Genomic DNA, 19,763 nt, shown 5'->3' on the forward strand with positions numbered 1-19,763 from the left:
AAACTCCATGAAGATGCTGCGTATTCCTTTGTTGTTGGTAGGTCTGCTGCTGTGCTCCCAGGGTTTTGCCGCCACCGCCGCGCAACAGGCCCAGCAGGACAAGATGAAGTCCTGCAACGCCGATGCCACCACCAAGGCGCTCAAGGGCGATGAACGCAAGGCCTTCATGAGCAACTGCCTGAAAGCCGCCAAGCCCGCCACCCAGCAGGACAAGATGAAAACCTGCAATGCCGATGCGACCACCAAGGCGCTCAAGGGCGACGAACGCAAAGCCTTCATGAGCACCTGCCTCAAGAACAAGTAGCCCTGCCCGGCAAGGCCTCTACGCTGGCGTCTGGAGGCCTTCGGGTATTTTCTGTCGGCTCGCGAAATCCCTGCACCTCATGTTGTCCCTTTGGTTATGATCTGGCGCGATAGTGGCGTTTGGTTATTACGCACCTCGGATAAGGCGATGCCCCTTCCCCGGAGCGCCCAGTGCTCAACATAGGGATGTGTCGTGAAGAAAGTCGTCTTGCTGCTCCTCGTCCTGTCCCTGTGTGGTTGCAGCGGCGCGCAGTTCCAGCGTTGGCTGCCGGATTTTCGCTTCCCGTCCCGGCCTGAAGACAAGCCGTTGGTGGTGGATGCCGAGCATGCGAAAGTCATCCTGCAGGTTGCCGGGGATACCTTCAATCCGGTGCAGTTCCTGGTCAGGAGCGGGAGCGATCCGCGACAGGACCTGAAACAGCTGGGAACTCTGGTCAGACCCTCGAAGTGGGACTGGCGTCGTACCCGGCACGAGTTGCAGGCCGATCCCGACCAGCGGTTTGAGGTGCGGGGCGATTCGCAGGTTGATGGCCGCAAGCCGGCACCGGGCTATATCAGTGAATACACGACGGAGCACACGTTCAATTACGCGCGGAACAAGTGGGAGCAAAAGCAGGTCGCCAACCCGACGGTGCCTACTTCCCATGGCTGCGGCCCCCTTGGCAGCACCTTTGTGCCGCAGAAGCAGAAGGTCTATCTGGTGGAGTTCAGCTTTGTCCATGACGGCGATGAGTGCCAGCAGCAGGTTTATGACGTTACCCAGGCTGGTCAGCGTATCCCGGTGACGCTGGTCGATAACTTGTTCCCCTCGTTTGCCGAGGCGTCCAAGTCCCCCTAGTCCTGCCGGTGGAACGCTGGCAGACTGCCTATCCTTTAGCTGCATTTTGTTTTGAGGCTGTATGTCAGCGTTTTCCCAGCGTTACGTAGTCTTGGCCAGTTTGATCATCGTTTTCGGTGGGTTGCTGCTGGTATTGCCGTTGAAGTTGCTGCCGAGCCTGCTGGCCGGCCTGCTGGTGTTCGAGCTGGTCAATATGCTCACGCCCAAGCTCGAGCACCTGATTTCCGGGCGGCGCGCGCGTTGGCTGGCGGTGGCTTTGCTGGGCACGTTGATCGTCAGCGTGCTGAGCCTGATTTTTGCCGGCGCTATCAGCTTTTTGCTGCATGAGGCGGAAAATCCCGGGGCGTCGCTGGGCAAGTTCATGGTGGTGGTGGACAAGGCACGGGGGCAATTGCCGCCGTTTATCGATGCCTACCTGCCAGCCAGTGCCGCGGAGTTCCAGGTGGCTATCGGAGAATGGTTGAGCAAGCACCTGAGCGAGTTGCAACTGGTGGGCAAGGACGCGGCCCACATGTTCGTGACCCTGCTGATCGGCATGGTGCTGGGGGCGATCGTGGCCTTGCAGCACGTGTCGGACGCCAGCCAGCGCAAGCCCCTCGCCGCTGCCTTGTTCGACCGCCTGCGCCTGCTGGTCCAGGCGTTTCGCAATATCGTCTTCGCGCAGATCAAGATTTCCGCGCTCAACACCTTCTTCACCGCGATCTTCCTGGCGGTGATCCTGCCGCTCTTCGGGATCAAGCTGCCGCTGACCAAGACCCTGATCGTGCTGACTTTCCTGCTGGGGCTGTTGCCGGTGATCGGCAACCTGATGTCCAACACCCTGATCACCATCGTCGGCCTGTCGCTGTCGATCTGGGTCGCGGCGGCGGCGCTGGGCTACCTGATGTTCATCCACAAGCTGGAATACTTCCTCAACGCGCGGATCGTCGGTGGGCAGATCAGTGCCAAGTCGTGGGAGTTGCTCATGGCAATGCTGGTGTTCGAGGCCGCGTTCGGCCTGCCGGGCGTGGTGGCGGGGCCGATCTACTATGCGTATCTCAAGAGCGAGTTGAGGCTGGCGGAGCTGGTCTGAGTCCGCACTTGGGCCAGAGGCGGGAGGGGCGCCTGTGGGAGCGGGCTTGCCCGCGAAGCTTTTGGCGGCCTGAAGGCCCTCTTCGCGGGCAAGCCCGCTCCCACACGGAGTGATCAGCCGTAACGCTTGCGCGCATCGATCGCCAGGCCACTGCCGATGCTGCCGAAGATATTCCCTTCCACATGCCGCGCGTTCGGCAGCATCGCCGAGACGCTCTGGCGCAGTGCCGGAATCCCGCTCGAACCACCGGTGAAGAACACCGTGTCGACCTGTTCGACGCTCACCCCGGCATCGTCGAGCAAGCGGGTGACGCTGTTGCGAATACGTTCCAACTGATTGTCGATGGCGGACTCGAACAACGCCCGGCTCAATTCCACGCTCAGCTCCGGTTCGATGCGGTCCAGCGGCACATGGCGGCTTTCGGCGTGGGTCAGCTGGATCTTGGTTTCTTCCACTTCCATCGCCAGCCAGTGCCCGGCGCGCTGCTCGATCAGCTTGAACAGGCGGTCGATGCCGCCGGTGTCCTCGATGTCGTAGCGCATGCTGCCCAGGGCCAGCTGGGACTTTTGCGAGTACACCGCGTTGATGGTGTGCCAGGTCGCCAGGTTCATATGGTGGCTGGTGGGCATGTAGGCGCCGCTTTTCATCCGGCTGCCATAGCCGAACAGCGGCATCACGCCCTGCAGGCTCAACTGCTTGTCGAAGTCGGTCCCGCCGACATGCACGCCGCCGGTGGCGAGGATATCGTCGTGGCGGTTATCCAGGCCACGGCGCTCCGGTGACAGGCGCACCAGCGAGAAGTCGGAGGTACCGCCGCCGATGTCGACGATCAATACCAGCTCTTCGCGCTCGATGGTCGACTCGTAGTCGAAGGCCGCCGCAATCGGTTCGTACTGGAAGGATACCTCCTTGAAACCGATCTTCTTCGCCACCTCCACCAGGGTGTCTTCGGCTTCCTGGTCGGCGACCGGGTCCTCGTCGACGAAAAACACCGGGCGGCCCAGCACCACCTGTTCGAACTCACGACCGGCGGTCGCTTCCAGGCGGCTTTTCAGCTGGCCGATAAACAGTCCGAGCAGGTCCTTGAATGGCAGGGCGGTGCCCAGCACGCTGGTATCGTGCTTGATCAGCTTGGACCCCAGCAGGCTCTTGAGCGAGCGCATCAGGCGACCTTCGTAGCCTTCCAGGTACTCGTGCAGCGCCAGCCGGCCGTAGACCGGGCGACGTTCCTCGATATTGAAAAAGACCACCGAAGGCAGGGTGATCTTGTCGTCCTCCAGCGCGATAAGCGTTTCCATGCCAGGGCGCAGCCAGCCGACAGTGGAGTTGGACGTGCCGAAGTCGATACCGCAGGCACGGGCTGGAGATACGTTTTTCATGTCTTTCGGGTTCCGGTTAAAAAACGGCCGCGCAGTGTATGCCAGTCGGGCGCGGAATCGAAGGCCGACTATCCGCTAAATCGTGCCTTGGCGACTTGAAAGGCGGGCCATCACCCCCAAACTTGCAATCATTGGTTCGACTTGTGTAACGGCGATGACAAGAAATCGCCGGCACGGCCGATAAACTTCTGACGTACCGCCCAGTCACAGTCTTGAGAACGGTCAATCCTTGCCGCGCTGAAAAGCGCATGCTGCAGGCTGCCGGGCGGCGCGAAATCGATAACGCAGGGTGATCCTTAGATGGACTTCAAAGATTATTACAAGATCCTGGGTGTTGAGCCGACGGCGGACGACAAGGCCATCAAGGCCGCGTACCGCAAGCTGGCGCGCAAGTACCACCCGGATGTCAGCAAGGAAAAGGACGCCGAGGCCAAGTTCAAGGACGCCTCCGAAGCCTATGAAGCGCTGAAAAGTGCCGACAAGCGCGCCGAATACGACGATCTGCGCAAATACGGCCAGCATGGCCAGCCGTTCCAGGGCCCTCCGGGCTGGCAGGGACGTGGCGCGGGCGCGGGCTTTGGTGGCGCAGGTGCCGGTGGCGGTGACTTCTCGGACTTCTTCAGTTCGATCTTCGGCTCGCGCGGTGCCGGTTTCAGTAGCGGACAATCGGGCCGCAGCGCCGGTCGTCGAGGACAAGACGTGGAAATGGAACTACCGATCTTCCTGGAAGAGAGCCTGACCAACGAGTCGAAGAAGGTCACCTTCCAGGTGCCGCAGTACAACGCGGCCGGCCAGCATGTGAGCAACACCAGCAAGAGCCTGAACGTGAAGATTCCGGCGGGCGTGGCCGACGGCGAGCGTATCCGCCTCAAGGGCCAGGGCGCGCCGGGGCTCGGTGGTGGGGCCAACGGCGACTTGTACCTGACCATTCGTTTCGCACCTCACCCGAAATTCGATGTCGAAGGTGAGGACCTGATCATCACCCTGCCGCTGGCACCGTGGGAGCTGGCGCTGGGTACCGAAGTGGCGGTGCCGACCCTGACCGGCAAGATCAACCTCAAGGTCCCGGCGGGCAGCCAGAACGGCCAGCGCATGCGCGCCAAGGGCCATGGCCTGCTGAACAAGGCCGGGCAGCGCGGTTATCTGTTCGTGCAACTCAAGGCGGTCATGCCCAAGCAGAGCGACGATGCCGTGAAGGCGTTGTGGCAGGAACTGGCGAAGAAGGCCGCATTCGACCCGAGAGAGCAATGGAGTAGCTGATCATGAGCCCAGCCCTGAGCGTTCAACTGGATATGCAAGCCTTCTGCGAGGCGTCCGAACTGCCGGTCGCCTACGTGATCGAAATCGTCGAACACGGCATCCTCGAACCCCAGGGCCGCTCACCGGAGGCCTGGCGCTTTCTCGACCATGAACTGGTCATCGCCCGGCGCGCCGCCAAGCTGCGCCAGGACCTCGAACTGGAATGGGAAGGCGTGGCCCTGGCCCTGGAGCTGCTGGGCGAGGTCCGCGAGCTGCGGGCGGAAAACCGCATGCTCCGCCAGCGCCTGGAGCGGCTGGTCGACGAATAGCCGGGCGGGCGCTCAGGATTCGGCGCGCGACACACGCGGCAGCAGGACCCTGAACCGCGTGCCTTCTTCCTCGCTGGAACTGACCTCGATGCTGCCCTGGTGGGCCGTCACCACTTCCTTGACGATAAACAAGCCCAGGCCCAGGCTGGTCGAGGCCCCCGATTGTCCGAGTTCCTCGGCGGCGTTGCGTACCAGCGGATCGAAGATCGTCGCCAGGGCCTCGGCCGGAATCGGCGTGCCGAAGTTGTGCATGGACAGGCTGACACTGTCTTCGCCGCCGATCAGGGTCAGGGTCACCTTGCGCCGGCTGGCGCCGTGCTGCAGGGCATTGCCGATCAGGTTCTGCAGCATCTGTTCGATCCGGCTCCGATCCCAGACCCCATGTACATCGCCTTCGACCTTGAGGCTCGGACGACACTCCGGCTGTCCGGCCCAGGCTTCGTTGAGTGCGGCTTTTGCCGCGCTCACCAGGTCCATGGGCGCCGGATCTATCGGCAACTGGCTGCCCAGGCGGCTGCGCACGAACTCCAGCAGGTCGTTGACCATCGCGCCCATATGACGGGCGCTGCTCTTGATGTTCTTCACATAGCCCATGGCCGTTTCATTGAGCTGCGTCTTGCGCACCAGCATTTCCGTGGACATGCTCACCGCCTGCAGCGGCGCGCGCAGATCGTGGCCGAGAATGGCCAGGAAGATATCCCGCGAGCGGTTGACCTGCTCGGCATAGGCGGCGGTGGATTCGGCCAGGGCTTCGTCGATGGCTTCGTTGAAGCGGATCATGTCCTGGAAGTAGGACAGGTCCGGCGAGGACAGGCTGTTGACCCAACGGCGGATCACGCAGGCGCGCAGATGACGGAACTCCGAGGTCATCTGCACCAGGTCGAAACCGTCGTTATGCCGCAATTCGCCGTGGCTGGCGGCGGCGATATCGAGGCTGGGGCTGTTCTCCGGGCCTTCGCCCTTGGCCTTGGCGACCTGCTGGCTGGCGCTCTGGGCGGTCTCCATGTCCCGTGCGGCCGCCAGCAGGATCGACTTGGCGTGATCGCGCAGGGCGACCCGGCCCATGCTGTCCGCCGCGGGCGTCAGGGTTTTGGCAAACTGCTCCCAGTCATCGACGATGGCGTCAACATGCTGCACGATAAAGTCAGACAGGTGCATGACCGATACCTTGATGAACAGCGCAAAAGGGGCTGGACGTGTTGCATCTTAGCCCCTAATTGCGGCGCTGCCTGCGACTAGAAGAGGAAATACCTCTGCGCCATCGGCAGCACCTGCGCCGGCTCGCACCAGAGCAGCACGCCATCGGCCTTGACCTGGTAGGTCTGCGGGTCGACATCGATAGTGGGCAGGTAGTCGTTGTGGATCAGGTCGGTCTTGCTCACCGTACGACAGCCCTTGACCACGGCGATCCTTTTCTTCAATCCCAGGCTCTCGGGCAGGCCCGCCTCCTGGGCTGCCTGGCTGATAAAGGTCAGGCTGGTGGCGTGCAGCGAGCCACCATAACTGGCGAACATCGGCCGATAGTGAACCGGTTGCGGCGTCGGGATCGAGGCATTGGCATCGCCCATGAGGCTGGCGGCAATCGCCCCGCCCTTGAGGATCAGGGTCGGCTTGACGCCGAAGAAGGCCGGGCGCCAGAGCACCAGGTCGGCCCATTTACCGATCTCGATGGAGCCCACTTCGTGGCTGATGCCGTGGGTGATCGCCGGGTTGATGGTGTACTTGGCGATATAACGCTTGACCCGGAAGTTGCTGTTGCCCTCGCCATCGCCCGGCAGCGGCCCGCGCTGCTTGTGCATCTTGTCGGCGGTTTGCCAGGTACGGGTGATGACTTCGCCGACCCGGCCCATGGCCTGGCTGTCGGAGCTGATCATCGAGAACGCGCCGAGGTCGTGGAGGATGTCCTCGGCGGCAATGGTTTCCCGGCGGATGCGGCTTTCGGCGAAGGCCACGTCCTCGGCGATGCTCGGGTCGAGGTGATGGCAGACCATCAGCATATCCAGGTGTTCGTCGATGGTGTTGCGGGTGAAGGGCCGGGTCGGGTTGGTCGAGCTCGGCAGCACATTGGCGAAGCCGCAGGCCTTGATGATATCCGGCGCATGGCCGCCGCCCGCACCTTCGGTGTGGTAGGTGTGGATGGTGCGGCCCTTGAACGCGCCGAGGGTGGTTTCGACAAAGCCTGACTCGTTGAGGGTGTCGGTGTGGATCGCCACCTGCACATCGTACTGGTCGGCCACGCTCAGGCAGTTGTCGATGGACGCGGGGGTGGTGCCCCAGTCTTCGTGGAGCTTGAGGCCGATGGCGCCGGCCTTGACCTGTTCGATCAGCGGCTCCGGCAGGCTGGCGTTGCCCTTGCCGGTGAGGCCGATGTTCATCGGGAAGGCATCGGCGGCCTGGAGCATGCGTGCCAGGTGCCAGGGGCCGGAGGTGCAGGTGGTGGCGTTGGTGCCGGTGGCCGGCCCGGTGCCGCCGCCGATCATGGTGGTGACGCCGCTCATCAGCGCCTCTTCGATCTGCTGCGGGCAGATGAAGTGGATATGGGTGTCGATACCGCCGGCGGTGAGGATCATGCCTTCACCGGCGATGACTTCGGTGCTGGCACCGATGGCGATGGTCACGTCGGGCTGGATGTCCGGGTTGCCGGCCTTGCCGATGGCGGCGATGCGTCCGTCCTTGAGGCCGACATCGGCCTTGACGATGCCCCAGTGGTCGATGATCAGGGCGTTGGTGATCAGCGTGTCGACCACTTCGGCGGCGAGCAACTGGCCCTGGCCCATGCCGTCACGGATGACCTTGCCGCCGCCGAACTTCACTTCTTCGCCGTAGGTGGTGAAGTCCTTTTCCACTTCGATCCACAGGTCGGTATCGGCCAGGCGTACCTTGTCGCCGACCGTGGGGCCGAACATGTCGGCGTAGGCTTGTCTGGAAATCTTCATGCTGGTTCCTTGTCCAGGTCGCCCATGACGCGTCCGGCAAAGCCGAACACCCGGCGCAATCCGGCCAGGTCCACCAGTTCCACTTCGCGGGCCTGGCCCGGCTCGAAGCGCACGGCGGTGCCGGCCGGGATGTTCAGGCGCATGCCGCGGCTGGCGGCACGGTCGAAGTCGAGGGCGTCGTTGGTTTCGAAAAAATGGTAGTGAGAGCCGACCTGGATCGGTCGATCGCCGCTGTTCGCCACGCTCAGGCGCAGGGTGCGACGACCGGCGTTGAGCTCGATCTCGCCGGGCTGGATCTGGTATTCGCCAGGAATCATGCAGGTAACCCCAGTGTCTTGTAGTAAAGGGTGGTCGCCTGGTGGCGACCGTCCGGTGTCATGCAGTAGTTCGGCAGTTCGCCGACGCGGGTGTAGCCCAGGGCGCTGTAGAACGCCTCGGCGTCGGAGCCAGCCTGGGTATCGAGGTACAGCAGGCCGCGCTTGTGGTCGCGTGCCGCCTGTTCCACGGCCTGCATCAACTGCTGGCCGAGGCCATGGCGGCGCGCCTCGCTGAACACCAGCAGTTTCTGTACTTCGGCGCGGTTCAGGCCGTTGGGCTTCTGGCACAGGCCCAGTTGCACGCTGGCCTGCACCTGCTCGTCGCGCACCACCACCCAGAGCAGCAGGCTGCCGTCCTGCAGGGCGACCTGGACGCTGTCGAAGTAGGCGCGGGCCTGCCGGGCGTCGAGGTCGGCCATGAACCCCACGGAAGCGCCATGCCCCACGGCATCGAGCAATAGATCGATCAAACCCTGGCGGTAGTGCGCAAAGCTTTCGTTATTGACGCGACGCAGTTGGGCGGCACTCATCGGTGGATCACTCCTTGGTGGCGGCGGGCGGTTCCGCGCCCGGATTCAGGCAGAGTTGCATGAAGGTCAGGTCGAGCCAGCGGCCGAACTTGACGCCCACCTGGGACATTTGCCCGGTGCTTGCGAAGCCCAGACGCTCGTGCAGGCGAACGGAGGCGGCGTTACCGCTTTCGATCGCGGCGACCATGATGTGCTTGCCGCCGTCCCTGGCGCGCTCGATCAGCGCCGCCATCAATTGCGGACCCAGGCCGTTGCCGCGCTGGTCGTTGCGCACATACACCGAGTGCTCGACGGTGTGGCGGAAGCCCTCGAAGGGCCGCCAGTCGCCGTAGGAGGCATAGCCGAGCACGTTGTCCATGGCGTCGACGATCACCAGGATCGGATAGGCCTGGGCCTGGCGGGCGCTGAACCAGGCCTGGCGATTGCCCAGGTCCACCGGTTGTTCGTTCCAGATCGCGGTGGTGTTCCGCACCGCATCGTTGTAGATGTCGCGAATGGCCGGCAGGTCGGCATGCTGGGCGTCGCGGATAACGTAGGACATGCGGGGCCTCAGGCAATCGGTTGATGGACGGTGACCAGCTTGGTGCCGTCGGGGAAGGTCGCTTCCACCTGGATCTCCGGAATCATCTCCGGGATACCTTCCATCACTTGTTCCCGGCTGAGCAGGGTGGTGCCGTAGTGCATCAGGTCCGCCACGGTCTGGCCGTCACGGGCGCCTTCGAGCAGGGCGGCCGAGATATAGGCCATGGCTTCCGGATAGTTCAGTTTCACCCCGCGGGCCAGGCGCCGTTCGGCAACCAGACCAGCGGTGAAAATCAGCAGTTTGTCTTTTTCGCGTGGGGTCAGGTCCATGGTTCACAAGTCCGTTGGCAGGCGGTGGAAAAGCAGGAAATCGAGGGTGAGCGGTGAAGAACAAATCATGTGTTCCAGATCCTTGGCGGCACCGCCTCACGGCCCAGCAGCGCCGGACGCAGCAGTCGCCACAGTTCTATCAGCCAGGCCCGCGCATGCAGAGCCTGGCCGGCCAGGCAGCGGGCCACCAGCAGGCCGGGGAGCTGGCTGAGGTCGCCGCGCACCGCTGTGGGCAGATTGCGACAGCGCTCCAGCAACTCGCTGTCGATTTCACCGGTGACCAGCAGGGTAGCGAACACCGGCTGGCCGTCGAGCCCGATCGGCGAGTCCAGCAGGCCGTCGTTGCCCTGGATACGCTGGCGCTCGTGCCACAGCGGCAGGCCGTCGCGGCGGACATCGAGGTGCGACTGGAAATGCCCGAGGTCGAAGCGTTCGCCGCTGGCCGGGCGGCCGAGAGCGACCATATCCCAGTAGAACAACCGCGCGTCGCCTTCCAGGTCGATGCGGGTGTCGAGTTCGGCCTGGGCCGCGCTGAAGACGATGGTTTCCTGGGGCAGCCATTCCAGGGTGGCCCCGGCGGCGACCTTGAGGGTCAGCGTCTGGCTGGCCGGACCGCTGGCGCGGTACCACTTGGCGGCGCCGGGGCTGGTCAGTTGCGCCCAGGCATCGCGTTCGACGCTGGCGCGGATATCCAGGCGATCACCGCCGGCAATCCCGCCCGGCGGGTGGACGATGATGTGCTGGCAGACCTCCGGGCCTTCGGCATACAGGTGTTTCTGCACCCGCAGCGGGCCGTTGTGGCGGCGCTGGACCGGGCGCGTGGTGGCGCCGAAACGGGCGTAGCCGAGCTCCAGCTCGGCGTGCCAGCTGGGGGTGAACAGGGCGGTAGAGGCGGGCAGGTTCATGAGTTCCGATTATCGTCAGGACGCTACAGGTTAGATCGTAACCAGGCCGCGTACACCCTCGGCTTCCATATTTTCTCCGCGACCCTGCTGGACGATCTCGCCCCGGGACATCACCAGGTACTGATCGGCCAGTTCGGCGGCAAAATCATAGAATTGCTCCACCAGCAGGATGGCCATGTCGCCGCGGGCCGCGAGCTTCTTGATCACCGCGCCGATCTCCTTGATCACCGAGGGTTGGATGCCTTCGGTGGGTTCGTCGAGGATCAGCAGGCGCGGGCGGCTGGCCAGGGCCCTTCCGATAGCAAGCTGTTGCTGCTGGCCGCCGGACAGGTCGCCGCCACGGCGTTGCTTCATCTGCAGCAGGACCGGGAACAGTTCGTAGATAAACGCCGGGACTTCCCTGGCTTGCGAACCCGGGAAGCGCGACAGGCCCATCAGCAGGTTTTCCTCCACCGTCAGCCGGCCGAAGATTTCCCGACCCTGGGGGACGTAGGCGATGCCGGCATGCACCCGCTGGTGCGGCTTGAACTGGGTGATGGGCTTGCCTTCCCACTGCACGACACCTTCCTTGGCCGGCAGCAGGCCCATCAGGCACTTGAGCAGGGTGGTCTTGCCCACGCCGTTGCGGCCGAGCAGGCAGGTGACTTCGCCGACCTTCACGTCGAACGACAGGCCCCGCAGGATGTGGCTACCGCCGTAGTACTGGTGCAGCTTGTCGACTTGCAGCATGGTCAGGCTCTCATCAACTGTCGCAAATTCTGATCGGATATACACGTAACCCGTGGGAGCCGGGCTTGCCCGCGAAGCTTTTGGCGATCTCAAGGGCCCCATCGCCGGCAAGCCGGCTCCTACAGGTGGGCACAATCATTGCCCTTGTGGGAGCCGGCTTGCCGGCGATGGCGATGCCACATTCGCCGCCATCGTGAGCGGTGTCTTCATCTCCCGAGGTAGACCTCGATCACCCGCTCGTTTTCCTGCACCTGTTCCAGCGATCCTTCGGCCAGCACGCTGCCCTGGTGCAACACGGTCACATGGTCGGCAATCGCGCCGACAAACCCCATGTCGTGTTCCACCACCATCAGCGAGTGCTTGCCGGCGAGGGTCTTGAACAGTTCGGCGGTGAACTCGGTCTCGGCATCGGTCATGCCCGCCACCGGCTCGTCGAGCAGCAGCAGTTGCGGGTCCTGCATCAACAGCATGCCGATCTCCAGGAACTGCTTCTGGCCATGGGACAACAGGCCCGCCGGGCGATTGACCGCGGCTGTCAGGCGGATGGTTTCCAGGACCCGGGCAATGCCGTCCTTCTGCTCGCCGCTCAGGCGAGCACGCAGGCTGGCCCACACCGACTTGTCGGTCTTCTGCGCCAGCTCAAGGTTTTCGAACACACTGAGAGCTTCGAACACCGTGGGCTTCTGGAACTTGCGGCCGATCCCGGCCTGGGCGATCTGCACTTCGCTCATCTGCGTCAGGTCGAGGGTCTCGCCGAACCAGGCCTTGCCGTGGCTGGGCCGGGTCTTGCCGGTGATCACGTCCATCAGGGTGGTCTTGCCCGCGCCGTTGGGGCCGATGATGCAGCGCAGCTCGCCGACGCCGATATACAGGTTGAGGTCGTTCAACGCCTTGAAACCGTCGAAGCTGACGCTGATATCTTCCAGGGTCAGGATGGTCCCGTGGCGGGTGTTCAGGCCCGTGCCGGCGGCCTGGCCGAGGCCGATGGCGTCGCGACTGCTGCCGGAATCCTTATTAGGTTCCAGGATAGGTTCCAGCATGAACTCCGCCGTTGGTGTGATTCTCATTGCTCGCCCCTTTTCTTCAACAGGCCGATCACGCCCTTGGGCAGGTACAGGGTCACGACGATAAACAGCGCACCGAGGAAGAACAGCCAGTATTCCGGAAAGGCCACGGTGAACCAGCTCTTCATGCCATTGACCACACCGGCGCCGAGCAGCGGTCCGATCAGCGTGCCACGCCCGCCGAGGGCGACCCATACGGCGGCTTCGATGGAGTTGGTCGGCGACATTTCGCTGGGGTTGATGATCCCCACCTGCGGCACATACAGAGCCCCGGCCAGGCCGCACAGCACCGCGCTCAGGACCCAGACGAAGAGCTTGAAGCCACGTGGATCGTAGCCGCAGAACATCAGGCGGTTTTCCGCGTCGCGCAGGGCGGTCAACACCCGGCCGAACTTGCTCCGGGCCAGCCGCCAGCCGCAGTACAGGCTGGCGACCAGGAGCAGCACGGTGGCAAGAAACAGGACGGCGCGAGTGCCAGGTTCGGTGATGCCGAAACCGAGGATGCTGCGGAAGTTGGTAAAGCCGTTGTTGCCGCCGAAACCGGTTTCGTTGCGGAAGAACAACAGCATGCCGGCGAAGGTCAGGGCCTGGGTCATGATCGAGAAATACACGCCCTTGATCCGCGAACGGAAGGCGAAGAAGCCGAAGACCAGGGCCAGCAGCCCCGGCGCCAGCACTACCAGGCACAGAGCCCAGAGGAAGTGGCTGGTGCCGGTCCAGTACCAGGGCAGTTCGGTCCACGACAGGAAGGTCATGAACGCCGGCAGTTCATCGCCGGACGCTTCGCGCATCAGGTACATGCCCATGGCGTAGCCGCCCAGGGCGAAGAACAGGCCATGGCCCAGGGACAGCAGGCCGGCATAGCCCCAGACCAGGTCCAGGGCCAGGGCGACAATGGCGTAGCAGAGAATCTTGCCCACCAGGGTCAGGGTATAGGCCGAGACCTGCAGCGGGTTTTCCGGTGCCAGCAGCGAGAGCAGTGGCAACGCCAGCAGCAACAGCAGCACCACGGCGCCGACGGCAAGGGTCACCTTCGGCCCGGCTTTCTGGCTCGCGGTCAATATCAGGGGCTGGTTCATCAGTCGATCACCCGTCCTTTCAGTGCGAAGAGCCCTTGCGGACGTTTCTGGATAAACAGAATGATCAGCGCGAGGATGAGGATCTTGCCCAGTACGGCGCCGATCTGCGGTTCCAGGATCTTGTTGGCGATCCCCAGGCCGAACGCGGCCATGACGCTGCCCGCCAACTGGCCGACGCCGCCGAGGACCACCACCAGGAACGAGTCGATGATGTAGCTCTGGCCCAGGTCCGGGCCGACGTTGCCGATCTGGCTCAAGGCCACGCCGCCGAGGCCGGCGATACCGGAGCCGAGGCCGAAGGCGAGCATGTCGACACGGCCGGTGGGCACGCCGCAGCAGGCGGCCATGTTGCGGTTCTGGGTCACGGCCCGCACGTTCAGGCCCAGGCGTGTCTTGTTCAGCAGCAGCCAGGTCAGCACCACCACGAACAGGGCGAAGGCGATGATGACGATGCGGCTGTAGGGCAGGACGAGGTTAGGCAGGACCTGGATGCCGCCGGACAGCCAGGCCGGGTTGGCGACTTCGACGTTCTGCGCGCCGAACACCAGGCGCACCAGCTGGATCAGCATCAGGCTGATGCCCCAGGTGGCGAGCAGGGTCTCCAGGGGGCGACCGTAGAGGTGGCGGATCACCGTGCGTTCCAGGGCCATGCCGATGGCAGCGGTGACGAAGAACGCCACCGGCAGGGCCACCAGCGGATAGTAGTCGATGGCTTGCGGCGCGAAGCGCTGGAACAGCAACTGCACCACGTAGGTGGCGTAGGCACCGAGCATCAGCATTTCGCCGTGGGCCATATTGATGACGCCCAACAAGCCGAAGGTGATCGCCAGGCCGAGGGCCGCCAGTAACAGGATCGAACCGAGGGACATGCCGCTGAAGGCCTGGCCGAGGATCTCGCCGACCATCAGCTTGCGCTTGACCTGGGCCAGGCTGGTTTCGGCGGCGGTATGCACGCCGGCATCGCTTTCGACACCGGGGGCGAGCAGGCCTTCGAGGCGGGTCCGGGCCAGGGGATCGCCGGTTTCGCCGAGCAGGCGGACGGCGGCCAGGCGCACGGCCGGGTCGCTGTCCACCAGTTGCAGGTTGGCCAGGGCCAGGCTCAGGGCCGCATGGACATCGGCATCGGTTTCGCCGGCCAGTTGCCGGTCGAGGAAATTCAGCTGCGCGGGTTTGGCGCTTTTCTGCAGTTGCCGGGCGGCGCCCAGGCGCACCCTGGCGTCGGCGGCGAGCAGTTGCTGGGCGGCGACCGCGGTATCGATCAGACCGCGCAGGCGGTTGTTCAGGCGCACCGGTTGTGGGGCTGCGCCGTCGATGCTGATCTCGCCCTGTTGCAGGCTGTTGATCAGTTCGACGCGCGCGGGATCGGGTTGGGCGGCCCAGCTTTCCAGGAGCTTGGCCTGTTGCATGGGATTGGCCGCGACGAAGTCGCTGGCGTCACTGGCGTGGGCGGCCATCGGCAGCACGACGGCCAGGGCAAGAATCAGGCGATACAGGGCAGTGGGCATATCGGTGGCCTTGCACAAGGAAACGACGAACTTGAAACGATCCGGTTCCTGTGGCGAGCGGGCTTGCCCGCGCTCGGCTGCGCGGCAGTCGTAAAACCGGACATCTCGGGTTATCTGAAACACCGAGCTCTCTGGTTTCAGGGCCGCTTCGCGCCCCAGCGGGGGCAAGCCCCCTCGCCACAAGGTTGAGGTCATCACATGGATTGGGTAATCAGCCCGCTTTCGGCGGGCCAATTCCTCCACTCAGTTGCTCTTCACCGCATAGTCCGGCTTCTTGTCGTTGCCCGGGATAAACGGGCTCCACGGCTGGGCACGGATCGGCCCCTCGGTCTGCCAGACCACGTTGAACTGACCGTCCGGCTGGATCTCGCCGATCATCACCGGCTTGTGCAGGTGGTGGTTGGTCTTGTCCATGGTCAGGGTGTAGCCCGACGGGGCGGCGAAGGTCTGGCCGGCCAGGGCTTCACGGACCTTGTCGACATCGGTGGACTTGGCTTTCTCGACCGCCTGGGCCCACATGTGGATACCGACATAGGTGGCTTCCATCGGGTCGTTGGTCACGGCCTTGTCGGCACCCGGGAGGTTTTTCTTCTTGGCGTAGGCTTTCCAGTCGGCGACGAATTTCTTGTTCGTCGGGTTATCCACCGATTCGAAGTAGTTCCAGGCCGCGAGGTTGCCCACCAGCGGCTTGGTGTCGATACCGCGCAGTTCTTCCTCGCCCACGGAGAACGCCACTACCGGCACGTCGGTGGCTTTCAGGCCCTGGTTCGCCAGTTCCTTGTAGAACGGCACGTTGGAGTCGCCGTTGACGGTGGAGATCACCGCGGTCTTGCCGCCGGCTGAGAACTTCTTGATATTGGCGACGATGGTCTGGTAGTCGGCATGGCCGAACGGGGTGTAGACCTCTTCGATGTCTTTATCCGCTACGCCCTTGGAGTGCAGGAACGAACGCAGGATCTTGTTGGTGGTGCGCGGGTAGACGTAGTCGGTGCCGAGCAGGAAGAAGCGCTTGGCGCCGCCACCGTCTTCGCTCATCAGGTATTCCACGGCCGGGATCGCCTGCTGGTTCGGCGCGGCACCGGTGTAGAACACGTTCGGCGACATTTCTTCGCCTTCGTACTGCACCGGGTAGAACAGCAGCCCGTTGAGTTCCTCGAACACCGGCAGCACCGATTTGCGCGATACCGAGGTCCAGCAACCGAACACCACCGCGACCTTGTCCTGGGTCAGCAACTGGCGACCTTTCTCGGCGAACAACGGCCAGTTGGAGGCCGGGTCGACCACCACCGGTTCGAGCATCTTGCCGTTGACGCCGCCCTTGGCGTTGATCTCGTCGATGGTCATCAAGGCCATGTCTTTCAGCGAGGTTTCGGAGATCGCCATGGTGCCGGACAACGAGTGCAGGATCCCGACCTTGATGGTTTCGGCGGCCTGGACGGTCCAGGTCATGCCCATGGCGGCAATGGATGCCGTCAGTGTGAAAGCCTTGATCAAGCTACGACGCTTCATGGTGCGATCTCCAGATTCTCAAAGTTTTTTTTGGTTGGCAGATGCAGACGCTGAAGGGGCTTTTGCAAGGGGTGTGCCTAGTCGGGGAAAGGCCCTGACAGGTCGCTTTTGCGGGGGTGTGGTCTGAACAGTTGCACCAGGCGGGGGCGACATCGGCGTTGCGGTGCGCGGCGAGCGCCAGATTGGTGCCGATGGCCTTGGCAGTGGGCTTGTCGGGACGCCGCACCGCCACGAAGAGGACCTTGCGACCTTCAGCGCAATATCCGCGGCAGTCGAACACTGTGGGAGCGGGCTTGCCCGCGAAGCTTTTAGCGACGGCGCATCAAGCCGATGAAGAACAACCCGCCAATGGCCGCCGTCGCCACGCCGATCGGCAAGTCCTCCGGGGCGATCAGGGTTCGTGCCGCGACATCGACCCAGACCAGGAACACGCTGCCCAGCAGTGCCGACACCGGCAGCAGGCGGCGATGCTCGGCACCGACCAGGCGCCGCGCAATGTGCGGCACCATCAAGCCGACAAACCCGATGGAGCCGCTGATGGCGACCAGCACGCCGGTCATCAGCGAGGTGATCAGGAAGACCCGCAAGCGCACAGTGCGTGCGTTCAGACCGAGGGTCGCGGCGGTCTGCTCGCCGGCCATCAGCGCATTCAGCGAGCGGGCCATGCCGAGCAGCAGGACCAGCCCCAGCAGCACGATCACCGTGGGAATCGGCAGCAGTTCCCAGCGCGCCAGGCCCAGCCCGCCGAGCATCCAGAACAGCACGGCGGAGCTGGCCCGGTGGTCGCCGAGAAACAGCAGCAGATTGGCGATTGCCATCATCACGAAGGACACCGCCACGCCGCACAGCAGCAGGCGGTCGCTGTCCAGCCGGCCTTTGCGACTGGCAATGGCGAGCACCGCCAGCATGCTGCCCAGGGCGCCGATAAAGGCGGCGATGGGCAAGGTCAGCAGGCCGATGATTTCACCGACATGCAGCACCACGATCACCGCGCCGAGGGTGGCGCCCGAGGTCACGCCCAGCAGATGCGGGTCGGCCAGCGGGTTGCGGGTGACGGCTTGCAGCACCGCGCCGATCAAGGCCAGCCCGGCGCCGACCAGGGCACCGAGCAGCATGCGCGGGATGCGGATCAGCCAGACGATATGTTCCTGCCCGGCACTCCAGTCGACCGTCCCGGTGCCCAGCAACTTGTACAGCAGGATCCGCCACACCACGTCCACCGGCACCCGCGCCGGGCCGAAGCCCAGCGACACCACGCAGGACACCAGCAACAGTGCACCGAGCGCGACCAGCAGCAGGGGGTAGCGGCGGCTCATCATTGTGGGTGGAAACCCTTGGCCAGGGTTTCGATGGCCTTGACGTTGTCGATCCCCGGCGTCGCCTCGACATAGGGGATGACGATAAAGCGCTTGTTGCGAATCGCGTCCACCGACTGCAAGGCCGGGTTGGTTTCCAGGAAGTGCTGTTTCTGCTCGGCGGTGACTTCGCTGTAGTCGACGATGACAATCACCTGCGGGTTCTTCTCGACCACGGTTTCCCAGTTGACCCGGGTCCAGCTGGCGTCGACATCGTCCAGCACATTGCGCCCGCCCGCGGCCTCGATCAGCGCCTGGGGCATGGCCAGGCGGCCGGAGGTCATGGCGCGGTCTTCGCCGCTGTCGTAGAGGAAGACCCGTGGACGTTCGGCGGGCAGGTTCTTCTGCACCGCCGCGACCCTGGCCTGCATCTGGCCGATCAGGGCTTCGGCGCGGTCCTGGACATCGAAGATCCGGCCCAGGTTGCGCAGGTCGTTATAGGTGTCGTCGAGGCTGGCGCCCGGGCGCTTCATCACGAAGGCACAGGACTCGGTCAACTCATAGACATTGATACCCAGCGGCGCCAGGGTCTGCGGCGTGAGGTCGCCACCGATGCGCATGCCGTAGTCCCAGCCGGCGAAGAAGAAGTCGACGTTGGCGTTGAGCAGGGTTTCCACGGACGGGTACTTGGCCGCCAGTTCCGGCAGGCCGTCGAGGATCCGCGCCATTTCCGGGGTCACCGCTTTCCAGCCGCTGATGCCGCTGTAGCCGGCCATCCGCGACTTGAGGCCCAGGGCGAGCATCATCTGGGTCATGTTGATGTCGTGGCTGACCGCGTGTTTCGGCGCCTCCTTGAAGGTCACTTCGCGGTTGCAGCTCTGGATCGTCAAGGGGTAGTGGGTGGACTCGGCCAGGGCGGTCATGGAAGCGAACAGTGAACCGAGGCAAAGCGCCAGACGCAGTAACTTCATGGTTGGGTTATCCAGGTGATTCGTGGGTAGCCGGAGAGGGGGTGGCTGTCGATCAGGGCCTCGACGCCGAACACGGCGCGCAGCAGATTCGCCGTCAGCACGTCCGCGGGCGTGCCGCTGGCGACGATGCGACCGTGGTCGATCACATACAGCCGGTCGCAGAAGGCCGCCGCCAGGTTGAGGTCGTGAATGCTCGCCAGGGTGCCGATCCGCAGGCGCTTGACCAGGGTCAGCAACTCCAGTTGGTAGCGCGGGTCGAGGTGGTTGGTCGGTTCGTCGAGGATCAGCAGTTGCGGCTGCTGGGCCAAGGCGCGGGCGAGGATCACCCTTTGTTTTTCACCGCCGGACAGGGTGGCGAACTCATGCTCTTCGAAGCCCAGCAGGCCTACAGACTCCAGGCATTGGCGAATCAGCCGGCGGTCGAAGCCGCTGTCGCCGTCGAACAGTTTCTTGTGGGGGGTGCGGCCCATGGCGACCACTTCGTCGACGGTCAGGCCAAAGGCATCGGGGAACTCCTGGAGCACCACCGCGATGCGCCGGGCGCACCAGCGGGGCGACTGTTTCCAGACGTTCTGGTGTTCGAGCAGAACCTCGCCGCTCTCCGGCTGGCTGAAGCGATAGGCGCACTTGAGCAGGCTGGTCTTGCCGCTGCCGTTGGGGCCGATCAGGCCGACGAACTCGCCCGCCGCCACCCGCAGGTTGGCGTCACGCAGCTGGAACTGGTGATGGCAGTGGTTCTGGCCCAGGGGTGTCCAGGCCAGGTTGGCGAGGGTCAGCGAGGTCATTCCATTCCTGTCTGTCGTTGATCATTCCCACGCTCTGCGTGGGAATGCATACCGTGACGCTCTGCGTCACAAGAGCGGACGCAAAGCGTCCATGGCGGCGTTCCCACGCTGGAGCGTGGGAACGAT

Annotated in this window: 21 protein-coding genes; 5 read left to right on the top strand and 16 right to left on the bottom strand. The window is 64.0% G+C overall.

Features of this window, described 5'->3' with window-relative positions:
* Positions 1 to 7 precede the first annotated feature (7 nt).
* The 3 genes from HX851_RS38190 to HX851_RS38200 all read left to right on the top strand — a co-directional run bounded on the left by HX851_RS38190 (position 8) and on the right by HX851_RS38200 (position 2,213).
* Positions 8 to 304 carry a PsiF family protein gene (locus tag HX851_RS38190; protein ID WP_177062655.1) on the top strand — a complete coding sequence of 99 codons (297 nt, stop codon included), beginning with the start codon at positions 8 to 10 and terminating at the stop codon, positions 302 to 304.
* A gap of 192 nt (positions 305 to 496) precedes the next feature.
* Positions 497 to 1,141, top strand: a complete 645-nt coding sequence (locus tag HX851_RS38195; RefSeq protein ID WP_177064549.1) for a hypothetical protein — start codon at positions 497 to 499, stop codon at positions 1,139 to 1,141.
* A gap of 61 nt (positions 1,142 to 1,202) precedes the next feature.
* Positions 1,203 to 2,213 carry an AI-2E family transporter gene (locus HX851_RS38200; RefSeq protein WP_177062653.1) on the top strand — a complete coding sequence of 337 codons (1,011 nt, stop codon included), beginning with the start codon at positions 1,203 to 1,205 and terminating at the stop codon, positions 2,211 to 2,213.
* A gap of 113 nt (positions 2,214 to 2,326) precedes the next feature.
* Here HX851_RS38200 and HX851_RS38205 read toward each other — a convergent pair whose 3' ends face one another.
* Complete coding sequence (locus tag HX851_RS38205) at positions 2,327 to 3,592, bottom strand: Hsp70 family protein (protein ID WP_177064551.1); 1,266 nt, start codon at positions 3,590 to 3,592, stop codon at positions 2,327 to 2,329.
* A gap of 300 nt (positions 3,593 to 3,892) precedes the next feature.
* Here HX851_RS38205 and HX851_RS38210 point away from each other — a divergent pair, with 300 nt between their 5' ends.
* The gene (locus tag HX851_RS38210; RefSeq protein WP_177062650.1) at positions 3,893 to 4,852 is read left to right on the top strand and encodes a DnaJ C-terminal domain-containing protein; all 960 of its coding nucleotides are present in this window, start codon (positions 3,893 to 3,895) and stop codon (positions 4,850 to 4,852) included.
* A gap of 2 nt (positions 4,853 to 4,854) precedes the next feature.
* Entirely contained in the window at positions 4,855 to 5,160 is a 306-nt protein-coding gene (locus HX851_RS38215; protein ID WP_177062648.1) for a chaperone modulator CbpM, read from the top strand.
* A 12-nt stretch (positions 5,161 to 5,172) separates the two neighbouring features.
* Here HX851_RS38215 and HX851_RS38220 read toward each other — a convergent pair whose 3' ends face one another.
* The 15 genes from HX851_RS38220 to HX851_RS38290 all read right to left on the bottom strand — a co-directional run bounded on the left by HX851_RS38220 (position 5,173) and on the right by HX851_RS38290 (position 19,637).
* On the bottom strand, positions 5,173 to 6,318 hold the full coding sequence (locus HX851_RS38220) for a sensor histidine kinase (RefSeq protein WP_177062646.1): 1,146 nt from the start codon (positions 6,316 to 6,318) through the stop codon (positions 5,173 to 5,175).
* A 77-nt stretch (positions 6,319 to 6,395) separates the two neighbouring features.
* The gene (gene ureC, locus HX851_RS38225) at positions 6,396 to 8,096 is read right to left on the bottom strand and encodes an urease subunit alpha (RefSeq protein WP_177062644.1); all 1,701 of its coding nucleotides are present in this window, start codon (positions 8,094 to 8,096) and stop codon (positions 6,396 to 6,398) included.
* Positions 8,093 to 8,413, bottom strand: coding sequence for an urease subunit beta (locus HX851_RS38230; RefSeq protein WP_177062642.1), 321 nt, complete (start codon positions 8,411 to 8,413; stop codon positions 8,093 to 8,095). Before HX851_RS38230 ends, ureC begins: the two co-directional genes overlap by 4 nt.
* Entirely contained in the window at positions 8,410 to 8,943 is a 534-nt protein-coding gene (locus tag HX851_RS38235) for a GNAT family N-acetyltransferase (RefSeq protein WP_177064553.1), read from the bottom strand. Before HX851_RS38235 ends, HX851_RS38230 begins: the two co-directional genes overlap by 4 nt.
* Positions 8,944 to 8,950: 7 nt before the next feature.
* A complete protein-coding gene (locus HX851_RS38240) occupies positions 8,951 to 9,484 on the bottom strand; it encodes a GNAT family N-acetyltransferase (protein WP_177064555.1) in 534 nt (177 codons plus the stop codon).
* Between the two features lie 8 nt (positions 9,485 to 9,492).
* Positions 9,493 to 9,795: an urease subunit gamma gene (ureA, locus tag HX851_RS38245; protein ID WP_177062639.1), complete on the bottom strand. Its 303-nt coding sequence runs from the start codon at positions 9,793 to 9,795 to the stop codon at positions 9,493 to 9,495.
* 65 nt (positions 9,796 to 9,860) lie between these two features.
* Complete coding sequence (locus HX851_RS38250; protein WP_177064557.1) at positions 9,861 to 10,700, bottom strand: urease accessory protein UreD; 840 nt, start codon at positions 10,698 to 10,700, stop codon at positions 9,861 to 9,863.
* Positions 10,701 to 10,730: 30 nt separating this feature from the next.
* Positions 10,731 to 11,429 carry an urea ABC transporter ATP-binding subunit UrtE gene (gene urtE / locus HX851_RS38255; RefSeq protein ID WP_103033009.1) on the bottom strand — a complete coding sequence of 233 codons (699 nt, stop codon included), beginning with the start codon at positions 11,427 to 11,429 and terminating at the stop codon, positions 10,731 to 10,733.
* Between the two features lie 206 nt (positions 11,430 to 11,635).
* Positions 11,636 to 12,496: an urea ABC transporter ATP-binding protein UrtD gene (urtD, locus tag HX851_RS38260; RefSeq protein ID WP_177062636.1), complete on the bottom strand. Its 861-nt coding sequence runs from the start codon at positions 12,494 to 12,496 to the stop codon at positions 11,636 to 11,638.
* On the bottom strand, positions 12,493 to 13,572 hold the full coding sequence (gene urtC, locus HX851_RS38265) for an urea ABC transporter permease subunit UrtC (RefSeq protein WP_177064559.1): 1,080 nt from the start codon (positions 13,570 to 13,572) through the stop codon (positions 12,493 to 12,495). Before urtC ends, urtD begins: the two co-directional genes overlap by 4 nt.
* Positions 13,572 to 15,077, bottom strand: a complete 1,506-nt coding sequence (urtB, locus tag HX851_RS38270; protein ID WP_177062633.1) for an urea ABC transporter permease subunit UrtB — start codon at positions 15,075 to 15,077, stop codon at positions 13,572 to 13,574. Before urtB ends, urtC begins: the two co-directional genes overlap by 1 nt.
* 243 nt (positions 15,078 to 15,320) lie before the next feature.
* Positions 15,321 to 16,586, bottom strand: coding sequence for an urea ABC transporter substrate-binding protein (gene urtA / locus HX851_RS38275; protein WP_017125657.1), 1,266 nt, complete (start codon positions 16,584 to 16,586; stop codon positions 15,321 to 15,323).
* A gap of 308 nt (positions 16,587 to 16,894) precedes the next feature.
* Positions 16,895 to 17,905, bottom strand: a complete 1,011-nt coding sequence (locus tag HX851_RS38280) for a FecCD family ABC transporter permease (protein ID WP_177064561.1) — start codon at positions 17,903 to 17,905, stop codon at positions 16,895 to 16,897.
* Positions 17,902 to 18,852 carry an ABC transporter substrate-binding protein gene (locus HX851_RS38285; RefSeq protein WP_177062631.1) on the bottom strand — a complete coding sequence of 317 codons (951 nt, stop codon included), beginning with the start codon at positions 18,850 to 18,852 and terminating at the stop codon, positions 17,902 to 17,904. The genes HX851_RS38280 and HX851_RS38285 overlap by 4 nt, the downstream gene beginning before the upstream one ends.
* Positions 18,849 to 19,637 (bottom strand): ABC transporter ATP-binding protein, encoded by a 789-nt coding sequence (locus HX851_RS38290; RefSeq protein ID WP_177064563.1) that lies wholly within the window; start codon positions 19,635 to 19,637, stop codon positions 18,849 to 18,851. The genes HX851_RS38285 and HX851_RS38290 overlap by 4 nt, the downstream gene beginning before the upstream one ends.
* Positions 19,638 to 19,763: the final 126 nt, after the last annotated feature.

It is taken from the genome of Pseudomonas gingeri (genome assembly GCF_013385635.1).
GTDB lineage: Bacteria > Pseudomonadota > Gammaproteobacteria > Pseudomonadales > Pseudomonadaceae > Aquipseudomonas > Aquipseudomonas gingeri_A.